The 14,062-nt window shown below is 68.4% G+C and carries 13 protein-coding genes and 1 pseudogene; 8 read left to right on the forward strand and 6 right to left on the reverse strand.

Going from position 1 to position 14,062, the window contains the following annotated elements; translation table 11 throughout:
* Positions 1 to 5: 5 nt before the first annotated feature.
* The 7 genes and pseudogenes from BLU62_RS30725 to BLU62_RS30755 all read left to right on the forward strand — a co-directional run bounded on the left by BLU62_RS30725 (position 6) and on the right by BLU62_RS30755 (position 8,071).
* On the forward strand, positions 6 to 608 hold the full coding sequence (locus tag BLU62_RS30725) for an Rv3235 family protein (protein ID WP_074854196.1): 603 nt from the start codon (positions 6 to 8) through the stop codon (positions 606 to 608).
* 49 nt (positions 609 to 657) lie between these two features.
* A pseudogene (locus tag BLU62_RS30730) lies at positions 658 to 2,159 on the forward strand (wax ester/triacylglycerol synthase domain-containing protein).
* A gap of 78 nt (positions 2,160 to 2,237) precedes the next feature.
* Positions 2,238 to 2,804, forward strand: coding sequence for a DUF6912 family protein (locus BLU62_RS30735; RefSeq protein ID WP_074854197.1), 567 nt, complete (start codon positions 2,238 to 2,240; stop codon positions 2,802 to 2,804).
* Positions 2,805 to 2,895: 91 nt separating this feature from the next.
* On the forward strand, positions 2,896 to 4,011 hold the full coding sequence (locus BLU62_RS30740; protein WP_074854355.1) for a ferredoxin reductase: 1,116 nt from the start codon (positions 2,896 to 2,898) through the stop codon (positions 4,009 to 4,011).
* 110 nt (positions 4,012 to 4,121) lie between these two features.
* Positions 4,122 to 5,234 (forward strand): GNAT family N-acetyltransferase, encoded by a 1,113-nt coding sequence (locus BLU62_RS30745; RefSeq protein WP_084811990.1) that lies wholly within the window; start codon positions 4,122 to 4,124, stop codon positions 5,232 to 5,234.
* 207 nt (positions 5,235 to 5,441) lie between these two features.
* Complete coding sequence (locus BLU62_RS30750) at positions 5,442 to 6,764, forward strand: fatty acid desaturase family protein (protein ID WP_074854199.1); 1,323 nt, start codon at positions 5,442 to 5,444, stop codon at positions 6,762 to 6,764.
* Positions 6,765 to 6,874: 110 nt separating this feature from the next.
* A complete protein-coding gene (locus BLU62_RS30755; protein WP_074854200.1) occupies positions 6,875 to 8,071 on the forward strand; it encodes a fatty acid desaturase family protein in 1,197 nt (398 codons plus the stop codon).
* Here the strand turns inward: BLU62_RS30755 and rsgA are convergent.
* The 5 genes from rsgA to BLU62_RS30780 all read right to left on the reverse strand — a co-directional run bounded on the left by rsgA (position 8,025) and on the right by BLU62_RS30780 (position 12,817).
* A complete protein-coding gene (gene rsgA, locus BLU62_RS30760) occupies positions 8,025 to 9,068 on the reverse strand; it encodes a ribosome small subunit-dependent GTPase A (RefSeq protein WP_074854356.1) in 1,044 nt (347 codons plus the stop codon). The two genes, BLU62_RS30755 and rsgA, sit on opposite strands and share 47 nt — an antisense overlap.
* Positions 9,065 to 10,330, reverse strand: a complete 1,266-nt coding sequence (aroA, locus tag BLU62_RS30765) for a 3-phosphoshikimate 1-carboxyvinyltransferase (protein ID WP_074854201.1) — start codon at positions 10,328 to 10,330, stop codon at positions 9,065 to 9,067. The genes rsgA and aroA overlap by 4 nt, the downstream gene beginning before the upstream one ends.
* A 57-nt stretch (positions 10,331 to 10,387) precedes the next feature.
* Positions 10,388 to 10,768 carry a VOC family protein gene (locus BLU62_RS30770; RefSeq protein WP_074854202.1) on the reverse strand — a complete coding sequence of 127 codons (381 nt, stop codon included), beginning with the start codon at positions 10,766 to 10,768 and terminating at the stop codon, positions 10,388 to 10,390.
* Complete coding sequence (locus BLU62_RS30775) at positions 10,769 to 10,999, reverse strand: hypothetical protein (protein WP_074854357.1); 231 nt, start codon at positions 10,997 to 10,999, stop codon at positions 10,769 to 10,771.
* Positions 11,000 to 11,119: 120 nt separating this feature from the next.
* Complete coding sequence (locus tag BLU62_RS30780) at positions 11,120 to 12,817, reverse strand: nucleobase:cation symporter-2 family protein (RefSeq protein WP_074854203.1); 1,698 nt, start codon at positions 12,815 to 12,817, stop codon at positions 11,120 to 11,122.
* 76 nt (positions 12,818 to 12,893) lie between these two features.
* Between BLU62_RS30780 and BLU62_RS30785 the strand changes: the two genes are divergently transcribed.
* The gene (locus tag BLU62_RS30785; RefSeq protein ID WP_074854204.1) at positions 12,894 to 13,388 is read left to right on the forward strand and encodes an NUDIX hydrolase; all 495 of its coding nucleotides are present in this window, start codon (positions 12,894 to 12,896) and stop codon (positions 13,386 to 13,388) included.
* A 39-nt stretch (positions 13,389 to 13,427) separates the two neighbouring features.
* Here BLU62_RS30785 and BLU62_RS30790 read toward each other — a convergent pair whose 3' ends face one another.
* Positions 13,428 to 14,045, reverse strand: a complete 618-nt coding sequence (locus tag BLU62_RS30790) for a TetR/AcrR family transcriptional regulator (RefSeq protein ID WP_074854205.1) — start codon at positions 14,043 to 14,045, stop codon at positions 13,428 to 13,430.
* Positions 14,046 to 14,062: the final 17 nt, after the last annotated feature.

The following is a 14,062-nucleotide window of genomic DNA, read 5'->3' on the forward strand; positions in this document are numbered from 1 at the left end:
TCCCCATGCAGACACTCATCTCCGCTCCGCCCGCCGGCGTACAGACGACGCGGGTTCGGGTACGGCCCGCGCCGACCTATGAACCGGCCGGGACCGGCGCCGTGGGCGCCGGGCCTGCGAGTGCCGGGACCGTCCGGGTGCGCACCGTGTTCCCGCGGCCCCGCCCCGGCGCAGGGCCTTCGCGCAAGACCGTGGCCGCCGCGGGGGAGGCCCGGCGGTTCACCATCGCCACGTCGCGACTGCTCTTCGAGGTCATCGACCGCCGTCGTGGGATCGCACATCTCGGTGACTCCGTGTCGCCGGCGATCGCCGATCAAGTGGCAGCACTGGTCCGCCACGACGCCTTTCGCGTCGCCGAAACCGCGGGTGCACCAGGGGTGACACCCATGCGCGGTACGCTCCTCCATCGCGTCCACGTCCAGCTGTGCGACATCAGCGCCGCCGAGGTCTTCGGCTCCTTCACCAGCGGCGGGCGCATCCGGGCGTTCGCCGGGCGCGTCGAGCGCAAGCCGTGTCGTGTGCGCGGGGCCGATCCGCGTGCCGGTGTCCGGACGGGCCTCGGTCAGGTCGAATACCGCTGGCAGCTCGTCGCGCTCGAGTTCGGCTGACCGCTGTAGAGTCCGGCCTCCACCGGGCCGGGCGGCTAGGATCGGCGGCGTGGTGAACCGTTTGTCGCCGCGCGACGCGATGTACTACTTCCTCGACGACTCCCGGTCGACAACGCATCTCGGGGCGTTGCTGGTCGTCGACCCCTGCGCGGGTGAGGCGACGAAGGCCGGGGACACGGCGGCGGGGAGAAGACGGCGGGGGAGAAGACGGCGGAGGACGGGACCACTCCCGCGTCCCGCAGGCCCGCGCTCGACTATCAGTCGCTGGTGTCGCTGGTCGAGAACCGCCTTCAGCGCGCACCCCGGTACCGGCAGGTCGTCCGCGAGGTCACGCTCGGACTCGCCCGCCCGGTGTGGGTCGACGACCGGGATTTCGACATCAACTTCCACATCCGACGTTCGGGGCTGCCGCGGCCGGGTGGCCCGGCAGACCTCGCCGAGCTCGTCTCCCGGGTGATGTCCCGACCGTTGGATCGCACCCGGCCGCTGTGGGAGATGTATCTGATCGAGGGTTTGGCCGACGGCCGGTTGGCCATCCTGACCAAGTCGCACCGCTGTCTGATCGACGGCCCGGAAAACCCCGAGATCAGCGAGGTCATCTGCGACGCGACCGATGAGCCGGAGTTGCTGCCCGAGGAGCTGTGGATGCCGGGGTCCCCGCCGGGTTCGACGAGCCTGGTCGTCGGGGCGCTCGCCGAGGCGATGGCACGTCCCGGCGATCTCGTCGAGACCATGGTGCACGGCAACGGCCTGGTGTCCGAGGTGCGCTCGGTGGTCGGCAACACGGTCCGTCGGATCGGGGACGTCGTCGGCCAGCTCACCGATTCCGCGCCACACAGTCCGCTCAACAACTCGGGTACGACCACGCGTACTTTCACCACCGCGTACGTGTCCCGCCGCGACTGCGCGAAGATCGCCGAACGCCACGACTGCACCGTCAACGACGTCGAGCTCGCCATCATCTCTGGTGTCATGCGCAAGTGGATGTTGTCGGTCGACCCGGCAGCGGTGCCGGCCGACACCGTCCGGGTGGTGGTCCCGCTGTCGCCCCGGGACCCCGGCGTCGAGGTCGACGCGGCGGCCGAACCGGGCTGGATCGGCGTCGGCAAACCGAGCTTCGTGACGGATCTGCCTGTCGGCGAGTCGAATCCGACCGTGCGACTCGCCCAGGTCGCGGGTCTCGCCGAACGGTATGCCCAGTCGTCGCGACGGATGACCACGGGCCCGAGCCCGCTGTTCCCCGAGCTGGGGATGGTGCCGTTCGCCGACATCAGTTCCCGCGCGTTCCGGTCACTCGACAGCCGCTCCTACAACGTCCCGGTCGCGATGAGCACCGCTCCGATCGCCCACCGTTTCGTGCTCGGCGTGCCGGTGCGCGAGGTCTTCTACATCCCTGTCCTCGTGTCGCAGCGGGCACTCGCGGTGAGCGTCGTCGAGTACGGCGACCGGCTGCAGTTCGCATTCATCGCCGACCGCGGCGTCATCTCGGACCTGCCCGACATGGCGGAATACGTCACCGAGTCCTTCGAGGAGCTGCTGGTCACCGACTGAGATGAGGTTCGCGGCTAAGGTGAGCGGGTACCGCAACCGAACCGCGAGGAGCGGTGGTCGTATGAGAGCGAAGGTCGAATGAGGGTCTACCTGCCGGCGACGTTGGCAATGCTGATGCAGCTCAACTCCGACGGAGAATTCCGTCCGATCGGCGGTACCGGATTCGCGCTGACCCCGGCGCTGCGCGAGGCGTTCGTCTCCGGGGACGACGAAGAACTGTCCGAGGTGGCGATGCGCGAGGCCGCGCGTGCGTCGCTGCGCCTCCTGGCCGGGGAGGCGCCGGAAGCCGACGACGCCGCCGCCGAGCGCGATCTCGCAGCCGACGAGGCGGTCACGAAGCCGGGGGACACCCCCAGGCTGCCGCCGCGCCGCGTCGTCGTGGCCGCCGACGTCGAGGACGTGAAACTGCGGCCGGACCTCGACGACGCCGTGGTCAAGGTCGCCCGGCCGATCCCGCTGTCGGCCGTCGCCTCGGTCCACGTCGACGTCAAGGAGGCGGAGGACAAGGTCCGTGCCGCCGTTGTCGTCATCGACGCGGCCGACCTGGGCGATCTGGACGCCGAACTCGCCGTCGGCGACGTCGAGGACTTCGATCTCGCGTGGTACGCCACGCAAGAGCTGCCGTTCCTGCTCGAACTGCTCTGACCCCCGACGCCGTCTCCTGACGGCACTAACCTACGGTTGCGTAGGTTAGAGTGTCAGCGCAGTGTTCCTGGCGTCGAAGGCGGTGTGTGAGTTGGGTCTGCTCGAGCGATTCGAAGAACCGGTGGCCGGGGTCGCGGCACGTAGCCGCGGTGCCCGGTGGGTTCGTGCGGCGGTCACCCGCATCACCACGCCACTCCTGCCCGACGACTACCTGCATCTCGCCAACCCGCTGTGGTCGGCCCGTGAGCTGCGCGGAAAGGTCATCTCGGTCCAGCGCGAGACCGAGGACACCGCGACCATCCGGATCCGTCCGGGCTGGGGGTTCTCCTTCGACTACGCGCCCGGGCAGTACGTCGGGATCGGCGTGCTCATGGACGGACGCTGGGCGTGGCGTTCGTACTCGCTCACCTCGACCCCCGACGCGTCGGCGGACGACAAGACCATCGCGATCACCGTGAAGGCGATGCCCGAGGGCTTCCTGTCGACGCACCTGGTGAACGGCCTGACACCGGGCACCGTGGTGCGCCTCGCGGCGCCCCGCGGTGAGTTCGTCCTTCCCGATCCGCTGCCCGAGAAGATTCTCTTCACGACGGCCGGAAGCGGTCTCACGCCGATCATCTCGATGCTCCGCACCGTTCGGCATCGCAAGCAGGACAGCGACATCCGCCTGATCCACTCGACGCCCACCGAGGCCGACCTGCTCTTCGCCGACGAACTCGCGGAAATGGCGTCCTCCGGCCTCGTCGACCTGCACGTGCAGTACACGCGCACCGCCGGCAAGGTCACGCCGGAGGTGCTGCCGACGCTGTGTCCGGACTGGCGTGAACGTCAGACCTGGGCGTGTGGACCGGCGGGCTTCCTCGACGGCCTGCATCATCTCTACACCGACGCCGACCTGGCCGACCGGCTGCACATCGAGCGGTTCGCCCTCGAACGCGGAGTGGTCGGTGCGCAGGGCGGCACGGTGACGTTCAAGCGGTCGGGCAAGACCGCCGAGGTCGACGGCGCCACCACCCTCCTCGAGGCCGGTGAGGCCGCCGGGACGATCATGCCGTTCGGCTGCCGGATGGGTATCTGCCAGAGCTGCGTGGTGATGCTCGACAAGGGATGCGTGCGTGATCTGCGTTCCGGCGTCGAGCATGTCGAGGGCGAACGCATCCAGACGTGTGTGAGCGCTGCCGCCGGGGATTGCACGCTGGACGTCTGACCTGCTTCTTCGTTCGTGGCCCGGCGGGCTCGCGGCGAGTGCCGGTACGCTCGAAATCGTGCGTGGTCACAGTGATGGGTCCCGTCCGTTTCGGCTCGAAGGCTGAGTCGTTGAGAGCCGCGGTCCCGATTTCCGAAAACGTCCCCGTTCTCACCGACGGCGGGGTGACCCTGCGGCCACATGAGCCCCGAGACCTCGATCGAATGGTCGAACTCGCGGCCGATCCGGCCATGATGCGGTGGACACCCGTTCCGGCGCCCTACAGCCGCGCCGCCGCGGAGAGATTCGCCCTCGACTATGCGCCCAGATCCTGGGCGGAGGGTTCGCGCCTGCTGTGGGCCGTCGAGTTCGACGGTCGGTTCGTGGGCACCGTCGATCTCGCGGGGAGGGGTCCGCTCTCCCGGCTGAGCTACGACCTCCATCCCGACGCCCGCGGCTGGGGTGTGATGAAACGCGCGGTCCTGCTGGCGGTCGACTATGCCTTCGCCGAAGCGGGCAAAGAGGTCGTCCGCTGGACGACGGTCGCGGGCAACATCGATGCGCTGCGCGTCGCGCACAGCTGCGGATTCCGCCTCGACGCCGCGGTTCCCGACGGGATCGAGGTCCGCGGACACATCCGCGACGCCTGGGTCGGGTCGTTGCGCGCCGACGACGTGCGCGAACCGAAGACCCGGTGGCGCACCGACGTCTTCGAGACCGAGCGGTTTCGTCTGCGGCCGCTCGCCGAGCACGACGACCCGCGCATCCGGGAGACCCTCGACGACCCGATCTCGCGCAGATACCTGTTCGCACGACCCGATCCATTGGAACTGGAGCACGCCGCGGCCGAGCGCCTCCGCAAATGGTGGACGGCCGCGCAGGGCGTCACCTGTACGTGGGCGGTCGCCGACAAGGAGACCGACGACTACCTCGGCGACATCACCCTGCTCCACATCGACGAGGTCACCGGTGCCGAGGCGGGCTTCTACACCCACCCGGAGGCTCGCGGTAAAGGCGTTCTGGGAGAAGCGTTTCCGGCCTCCGTGCGCTATGCGTTCGAGAAGCTGGGCTTCCGCCGGCTGACGCTGTTCGCCGCCGACAGCAACGAGGGCAGCAAGAAACTCGCCCGGGCGGCCGGTTTCCGCGAGGTCAGCCGACAGAAACTCGCCGCCCGCTCCGACGGTGTCTTCGAGGACCTCATCGGCTTCGAGTTGTTCGTCGACGACTACCGCGCCGCAGTCTGACCCGTCTTGCCTGCTGGTTGAGCTTGTCGAAACCCTCTCCGCACAAATCCGTGCCCTTGCTTCGTCACGCCGCTGGACACACCCGCGAGAAGTAACCTACGCTTGCGTAAGTTACGGAAACGTAGGGTTTGGAACCCAGGCATGAGCCGCACCGGTAGTCGTTGCCGACACCTGCGCAGCCAACCACCCGGCGAAGGGACCACACGTATGGCGATCACCGACATTCCCGAGTACGCACATCTGTCCGAGGCGGACGTCGAGGCACTCGGTGCCGAACTCGACGCGATCCGCGCGGACATCGAGGCCAGCCGCGGCGAGCGGGATGCCCGCTATCTGCGCAACACCATCCGCTTCCAGCGCGGGCTCGAACTCGCGGGACGCGCGCTGCTGTTCGGCTCCACCAGGAAGTCGGCCTGGTGGGCCGGAGCGGGTGCGCTGGGCGTCGCGAAGATCGTCGAGAACATGGAGCTCGGGCACAACGTGATGCACGGGCAGTGGGACTGGATGAACGATCCCGAGGTGCACAGCTCGACGTGGGAATGGGACAACACCGACCCGTCGGCGCACTGGAAGCACACCCACAACTACATCCATCACAAGTACACGAACGTGCTGGGCATGGATGACGATGTGGGCTACGGGCTCCTGCGCGTCACCCGGGATCAGCGCTGGCGGCCGTTCAACTACGGCAACCTCGTCTACAACACGATCCTGGCGCTCGCGTTCCAGTACGGCGTGGCCGTGCAGCACCTCGAACTCGGCAAGAAGCGCCGGACCACCGAGGAGAAGGAACAGCACAGACGCGACGTCGCCGACGTGCTGACGAAGATCGGCAAGCAGGTCGCCAAGGACTACCTCGCCTACCCGGCGCTGGTCAGTGCCACGACCGGACACAAAGTCGGTTACGTCAACGCCTACCGCAAGGCCGCCACCGCGACCGCACTCGGCAACGTCATCCGCAATGTGTGGAGCAACGCCGTCATCTTCTGCGGGCATTTCCCCGACGGCGCGGAGAAGTTCACCAAGCAGGACATCGACAGCGAGACGCAGGCCGAGTGGTACCTGCGCCAGATGCTGGGCAGCGCCAACTTCGACTCGGGCTTCGTCCTCGCGTTCATGAGCGGCAACCTGTCGTACCAGATCGAGCACCACATCTTCCCGGACCTGCCGAGCAACCGGTACGCCGAGATCGCCGTGCGGGTTCGTGCGCTGTGCGACAAGTACGACCTGCCCTACACCTCGGGTCCGTTCCCGGTGCAGTACGCCAAGACGTGGCGGACCATCGCCAAGCTGTCGCTGCCGGACAAGTACCTCAAGGCCACCGCCGACGATGCCCCGGAAACGGCGTCGGAGCGTCGCTTCAAGCAGGGGCTGCCGGAAGGTACGCGCCTGCAGGCGACCGTCGACGAGCGGACCGGCACCCGTCGTGGCCTGCGGTCGGCCATCGCGGGTCTGCGGGATCGTCGTCGTGGCGGCCGCGCCGAGGTCACCGAGCTTCGCGCGTCCCGCGACGCCGAGGCTGCCGCCTGATCTGCGGATCGTGGTCGGCGGGTACCTCGAGTGCCCGCCCGACCACGCCCGCGCATCGATTCGACCCGCGCACGCGCTTCGATTCAACAAGGTCGGCATAATGGGGCTCAATGGCCATCACTGACATCAACGAGTACGCGCACCTCACCGACGCCGATGTGGAGGCGCTGGGTGCCGAACTCGATGCCCTCCGCCGCGAGATCGAGGCGGATCGGGGCTTGCGCGACGTCAAATACCTCCGTCGCACGATTCAGGCGCACCGCGCCCTCGAGGTCGCCGGCCGCGTGGCGCTGCTCGGCAGCCGGTCCCGGCCGCTCTGGCTCCTCGGCACCGGCGCGCTCGCGCTGTCGAAGATCATCGAGAACATGGAGCTCGGGCACAATGTGATGCACGGGCAGTGGGACTGGATGAACGACCCGGAGGTCCACTCGACCACCTGGGAATGGGACATGGTGTGCGCCTCGCCGCACTGGAAGCACTCCCACAACTACATCCATCACAAGTACACGAACGTCGTCGGCATGGACCACGACGTGGGTTACAAGATCCTGCGCGTCACCCGCGACGAGCCGTGGGAGCCGCGGCGGCTCTTCCAGCCCTTCTTCAACGTGATGCTGGCGGCGACCTTCGAGTGGGGTATCGGCCTGCACGACCTCGGTCTCAAAGAGGTCATCCAGGGGGAGAAGCCCAAAGAAGTCGCGATCCCGCAGATCAAGGAGTTCGGCCGCAAGATCGCCAAGCAGGTCGCGAAGGACTACGTCCTGTTCCCGGCGCTCACCGGACCCAATTTCAAGCACACGCTGACGGCCAACCTCACCGCCAACCTGATCCGCAACCTCTGGGCCTATGTGGTGATCTTCTGCGGCCATTTCCCGGACGGCGCAGAGAAATTCACGGTCGAGTCCCTCGAGAACGAGACGCAGGGGCAGTGGTACCTGCGGCAGATGCTCGGCACCGCGAACTTCGACGCGGGTCCCGCGATGGCGTTCCTCAGCGGCAATCTCTGCTACCAGATCGAGCACCACATCTACCCCGATCTGCCGAGCAACCGCTATGCCGACATCGCCGAGCGGGTGCGGGCGCTCTGCGACAAGTACGACCTGCCCTACACCACCGGTTCGCTCGCGAAGCAGTACTCCCAGACGCTGCGCACGATCAACAAGCTGGCGCTGCCCGATCAGCTCCTGCGGGCGACCTCGGACGATGCGCCGGAAACGGCGTCGGAGAAGCGGTTCGCCGGGATGCCCCGCGCGACCGGCCTCAAGACAGCGATTCGGGAGCTTCGGGCGCGGCGTCGTCGGCGCTGAGTCCGCCGCCGACGGCGACGAGTAGGTGCCGCACGGCCATCGCGCGGCGGTAGGAGTGTCCCTCGAGTTCGTCGAGTTTGCACTCCGGGTCCGCCGGCGGGCCGAGATGTGTACAGCCCCTGGGGCATTCCTCGATGGCATCGTGCAGATCGTCGAAGGCGGCGACGATGTCGTCGGCTCCGACGTGGGCGAGTCCGAACGACCGGATACCCGGGGTGTCGACGACCCAACCGCGCGGGATGCTGTCGCCGGGTAGTGGCAGCGCTACCGACTGGGTCGAGGTGTGCCGCCCCTTGCCCACCCCGGACACCACTCCGGTTGCTCGATAGGCGTCGGGCACAAGACGATTCACGAGCGTCGACTTGCCGACGCCGGAATGCCCGATGAACGCGGAGATGCGTCCGCGGAGCGTCGCGAGGATCTCGTCGAGCGGATCGTCGCGCCCGGCGCGGATGACCGGAAGGTCGAGATCGGCGAAGGCGGCGGTGAATTCGGTCGGGTCGGCGAGGTCGGATTTGGTCAGGCACAGGATGGGGGAGAGCCCGCCGACGTAGGCTGCCGCCAGAGCCCGCTCGACGAATCCCGTGCGCGGCGGCGGATCGGCCATCGCGGTCACGATCAACAGCTGGTCGGCGTTGGCGACCACGATCCGCTCGTACGGGTCGGAGTCGTCTGCGGTGCGGCGCAACACACTTCGACGCTCGGCCACCCGCACGATCCGAGCCAGGGTGTCGGGCTTCCCGGAGAGATCACCGACCACCGACACGTCGTCACCGACGACGATGGGGGTCCGGCCCAGCTCACGCGCCCGCATCGTCACGACGCGGCGGTCCGGATCGCCGTCGAGGACGACGCCCCACCGGCCGCGGTCCACCGAGACCACCATGCCCTGCTCGGCGTCGTCGTGCGTCGGCCGGGTCTTGGTGCGCGGACGGGTGCCCTTGCCGGGACGAACCCGGACGTCGGATTCGTCGTAGCTGGCCGCCCGGCGGCTCAAGGGCGCCCGATCATCCGCTGCCACATACCGGGGAAGTCGGGCAGGGTCTTGCTCGTCGTCTCGATGTCGTCGACCACGACGTCGGGGGTCACGAGTCCGACGATCGCGCCGGCGGTGGCCATCCGGTGATCGGCGTAGGACTCCCAGGTCCCGCCGTGCAGGGCGGTGCCGGTGATCCGGAGTCCGTCCTCGGTCTCGCTGCAGATCCCGCCGAGTCGGGTGATCTCGGTGGTGAGAGCGGCCAGGCGGTTGGTCTCGTGGCCGCGCAGGTGAGCGATGCCGCTCAGTTCGGATTCGCCGTCGGCGAGTGCGCACAGGGCGGCGATCGTCGGGGTCAGTTCACCGATGTCGCGCAGGTCGAGGTTCACGCCCTTCAGTACCTCGGGCCCGCGGACGGTCAGCGTGCCGTCCAGATGCTCGACGGTGCATCCCATCGCGGCGAGGACGTCGGCGATGCGCGCGCCGGGCTGCGTGGTGACGGCGGGCCAGTACGGCACGCGCACCGTGCCGCCGGTGACCGCGGCGGCCGCCAGGAATGCCGCGGCGTTCGACAGGTCGGGTTCGACGGTCCAGTCGACGGCGAGGATCGGGCCGGGGGAGACACGCCAGACGTCGGGTTCGGAGGTGTCGACCTCGACGCCTGCGGTCGCCAGCATCTCGACGGTCATGTCGATGTGCGGTGTCGACGGGACGGGCGGCCCGACGTGGCGGATGACCAGGCCCTCGTCGAACCGGGCCGCCGACAGCAGCAGACCCGACACGAACTGCGACGACCCGGACGCGTCGATCGTGACCTCGCCGCCACGCACCCGGCCGGTGCCGTCGATGGTGAAGGGCAAGCGGTCGCCCTCGATCGCGACCCCGAGTCCCCGCAGGGCGTCGAGGATCGTGGTCTGCGGGCGCACGCGGGCCTGCGGATCACCGTCGAACCGCACCCGGCCGGACGCCAGTGCGCCCAGTGGCGGGAGGAACCGCATGACCGTTCCCGCGAGGCCGCAGTCGATGTCGGCGGCGTGCAGGGGCCCGGGTGCCAGGGAGACGGTGGTCTCCGCCGCCGGGTCCACGCGGACCTGGACACCGAGCGCCTCCAGCGCGCCCAGCATGAGGTTGGTGTCTCGGCTGCGGAGGGTTCCGCGGAGGGTCGACGGGCCGTCGGCGAGCGCGGCGAGGACCAGCGCACGATTGGTGATGGACTTGGAACCGGGCAGCTCGACGGTGGCATCCAGACCGCTTGCGCTGGTGGGCGCGTTCCAGGAACTCATGCGGTCCAGTTTGTCATGCCCGCTCCCACGGTCTTCACGACTGCCGAGGTCGTCCGGCTACCGGGTGTCCTTGCGCAGCGGGTGATCGTCGGGGATCTGCACGACGATGATCGCCCGTCCGTCGGGGTCCTGGGCATGCATCTCGATCAGACCCCACGGTTCGGTCCGCGGCTCGCGCGTGACCGTCACACCGCGGTCGCGGAACTGCTTCTCGGTGGCCTCGGCGTCGCGGACCTGCAACCAGAGCACCGCATTGCTCGACGAGTCGGCGTCGGACTTCATGTGCGACGAGATCTCGATGAGTCCGTTGCCGGCGAAGAACACGATGCCGCCGGGGTATTCGCGATGGATGGGGAGACCCAACCGGTCACGGTAGAAGGCCTGTAGACGTTCCGGATCTGCCGAGAGCAGGAGCACCCGGCTGGACAAGACCTCCATCTACTGCCCCTCGGTGCTTCCGTCGGAACCGCCCACCGCGTGGCCCCGGTTGTAGTCGGCGTGGCCGGCGGCCTCGTATGCGGCGCGTTCACGGACCAGGCGATCGGTCTCGCCGATCGGCGTCGAATCGCCGAAGGCGAAGGCCGACGCGTGCGGCCATTCGTGCGGCACGTCGGGGTCGACGATGCGGTCGTCGGGAACCGATTCCTCGGGGTCGGGTCTGGAGGCCATGACCACAACGATATGCCCATTCGGTGGTCGGCGAGGCTCGGTGCGAGCGAGTCGTCGGCAGATGTCGCCGATCGTGACGACCGCCGACACGTTCGGCGACACCTCTGGCGTCCGCCCGGGTCACGAACCGCGCCGCGAGAACCCGCCGTCGGTGTAGCCGTCCCAGGTCTCGAAGACCCGCATCACCTTCGGGTCGCCGAGGCTCTTGATGTGGTCGCACAGGTCCTTCGGCGTCGACGGATTGGTGACGATGAACTGATGCAGTGACGGGTCGTGGTCGGCCAGGTACCGCAGGGTCTCCGGCGGGGTGTCGGGGTCCGCGGCCGCGAGGGCGTCCCGCGGGTCGAACGCGGGTGCGCGCACGCCGTCGGAGGCGGACACCGTGGGTTCGCCGACGACCGTGATGTCGCCGGTGTTGTGGTAGTCGACCGGGTCGGCGGACACGCTGCGCGTGTTGAGCAGCAGGTTCAGCAGGATCGCGGTGATGGCACCGGCCGAGATGCCCGAGTGGAAGATGGTCTGGAACCAGTCGGGGAACTGCGAGTACATGTCGAGCACGACGTTGACCGGGGCGTCGCCCAATGAGCGATCGGTGTAGTAGATCTTCGCCTCGGTCAGCATCGCGACGCCCACCGAGATGGCGACGACGAGCACGTTGACGTTGTTGAACCTCACCTTGGTGAGCGTCCGGATGCCGCTGGCCGCGACCATGCCGAACAGCGCCACCCCGGCGCCGCCGAGCACCGGGAGCGGGATGCCCTCGACGACCGCCGCCATCTTCGGCAGCAGGCCGAGGACCACCAGGATCACGCCGGCACACGTGGCGACGTGGCGCGTGCGAACACCGGTGATCGCGACGAGCCCGACGTTCTGGGCGAAGGCCGTGTACGGGAAGGTGTTGAAGACGCCGCCGAGTACGGTGCCGAGGCCGTCGGCGCGCATACCGTCGGCGAGCCGACGCGGGGTGATCTTCTCGTCGACGATCTCACCGACCGCGACGATGTCGCCGGTCGTCTCGGTCATGATCACCACGCCGACGATGATCAGCGAGATGATCGCGCTGACCTCGAAGGTCGGTGCGCCGAACTGGAACGGCTGGGGGACCCCGACCCACGGGTACTCGCCGACGTTGTCCCAGTGGGTCATCCCGAACGGGATGGAGACCAGCGTGCCGATGGCCAGGCCGAGAAGGATCGAGACCCGGCGGACGGCGTCGGGCGCGAAACGTTCGATCGCCACGATGATCGCCAGCGTGAGGAAGCCGAAGCCGATGTTCTTCGGGTCGCCGAAGTCGGGCCCGGACGCGGTTCCGCCGCCGAACCAGCCGGCCGCCACGCGCATCAGTGAGACGCCGATGATGAGGATGATCGTGCCGGTGACCAGCGGCGGGAAGAATCGGATCAGTCGGCCGACGATCGGTGCGGCCGCGATCATGAACAGGCCGCAGGCGATCACCGAGCCGTAGATCGCGGTGATGCCGTAGCTGGTGCCGATGGTGATCATCGGGCCCACGGCCGCGAAGGTGACGCCCTGCATCAGCGGGAGTCGGACACCGAACCGCCAGAACCCGACGGCCTGCAGGATCGTGGCGATGCCGGCGACGAACAGGTCGGCCATGATCAGGTGGACGATGTCGCCCTGCTCGAGCTGCCCGGCGCCCACCATGGCGCCGCCGACGATCAGCGGGACCGCGACCGCACCCGCGTACATCGCGAGCACGTGCTGCAAGCCCAGCGGGAAGAGTTTGACGAAGGGCGGGATCTCGTCGACCGGACGCGCGCCGGACTTACCGTTCTTGAGGACATCGAGGACCGACATGTCTGGCTTTCTACGGACCCGGTATTTCCGGTAGTGCGCGTCCGTGTATCGGCGAAGTTTCCGCGAAGATATATCGGTGACCGTTTCCAAGACTCGACGCAGCGCGGGGATTCTGCTGTTCCGACGCGCCGGCCCGGTCGGCGTCGAAGTGCTCATCGCCCACCCCGGCGGCCCGATCTGGGCGCGCAAGCCCGACGAGGGGTCGTGGTCGATTCCGAAGGGCCTGCTCGATCCCGACGAGTCGGAGTGGGATGCAGCGCGGCGGGAGTACGCCGAGGAGATCGGCAGCCCGGTGCCCGACGGTCCGCCGATCGAGCTCGGCGAGGTGAAACTCAAGAGCGGCAAGGTGGTGATCGGGTTCGGCGTCGAGGGCGATCTCGACGTGACGACCGTCGTCAGCAACACCTTCGAGATGGCGTGGCCGCCGCGGTCCGGGCGAATGCAGTCGTTCCCGGAGATCGATCGTGCCGAGTGGTTCGACCCGGAAACCGCGAAGAAGAAGCTCAATCCGGCGCAGGCGGCGTTCGTCGACCGGTTGCTCGAGGCGCTGTCCAGCAACGACTTTCGGTAGTAGATACTCCCTCGACACGGTCCGCGGCCGGCGGTGGCCTCACTTCTCCAGCAGGTACTCCCGGATCATGTCCTTCCACAGCGGGAGGTGCGGATCGGTGGCGGGGTCGCGGCGGTCGATGAGGTAGGTGGTCGCCGCACCGCGCATGCTGGTGAACAGGATCGGGTAGAGGTCTGCGTACCGCGGCGACGACGTCAGCTCCGGCCCGAGGAAACCGGCGACCGCCTCGCGCACCGTCTTGCCGATCTCGCGTTCGGTGGGCAACAGCGCGGTGCGCAGGTTCTCATTGGTGCGGGCGGCGACCCACAGTTCCATCGACGCCACGAAGTACGGCTGGTGGAACGTCGACCACCCGACGTCGGTGGCGAGGGAGATGCGGGCGATAGGGTCGTCGGGCCAGTCGACGCGGCTGGGGAGTTCCTTGATCCTGGTGCGGGCGAGGTGTCCGACGGCGGCCATCAGCAGAGCATCCCGGGACGGGTAGTGGTGCAGCAGTCGGCCGCGGCTCACCCCGGCCTCGTTCTGGATGGCGACCGTGCTGGCACCGGAGTAGCCGCGGTCGACGAGCACGCGGATCGCCGCGTCGAGAATGCGGGTGCGGGTCACGCCACTGCGTTGTTGGACGGCGGGACGCGCGGCACCGGGCGGGGTGGTCACGTCCGGATCCTAGATCG

It is taken from the genome of Gordonia westfalica (assembly GCF_900105725.1).
Taxonomy (GTDB): domain Bacteria; phylum Actinomycetota; class Actinomycetes; order Mycobacteriales; family Mycobacteriaceae; genus Gordonia; species Gordonia westfalica.

Bases quoted from the DNA above. Each gene is read 5' to 3' on its own strand.
- aroA (WP_074854201.1), bottom strand. From the start codon at position 10,330: ATGAGTTCCTGGAACGCGCCCACCAGCGCAAGCGGTCTGGATGCCACC.
- BLU62_RS30780 (WP_074854203.1), bottom strand. From the start codon at position 12,817: ATGTCGGTCCTCGATGTCCTCAAGAACGGTAAGTCCGGCGCGCGTCCG.
- BLU62_RS30770 (WP_074854202.1), bottom strand. From the start codon at position 10,768: ATGGAGGTCTTGTCCAGCCGGGTGCTCCTGCTCTCGGCAGATCCGGAA.
- BLU62_RS30735 (WP_074854197.1), top strand. From the start codon at position 2,238: ATGAGGGTCTACCTGCCGGCGACGTTGGCAATGCTGATGCAGCTCAAC.
- BLU62_RS30775 (WP_074854357.1), bottom strand. From the start codon at position 10,999: ATGGCCTCCAGACCCGACCCCGAGGAATCGGTTCCCGACGACCGCATC.
- BLU62_RS30750 (WP_074854199.1), top strand. From the start codon at position 5,442: ATGGCGATCACCGACATTCCCGAGTACGCACATCTGTCCGAGGCGGAC.
- BLU62_RS30725 (WP_074854196.1), top strand. From the start codon at position 6: ATGCAGACACTCATCTCCGCTCCGCCCGCCGGCGTACAGACGACGCGG.
- BLU62_RS30755 (WP_074854200.1), top strand. From the start codon at position 6,875: ATGGCCATCACTGACATCAACGAGTACGCGCACCTCACCGACGCCGAT.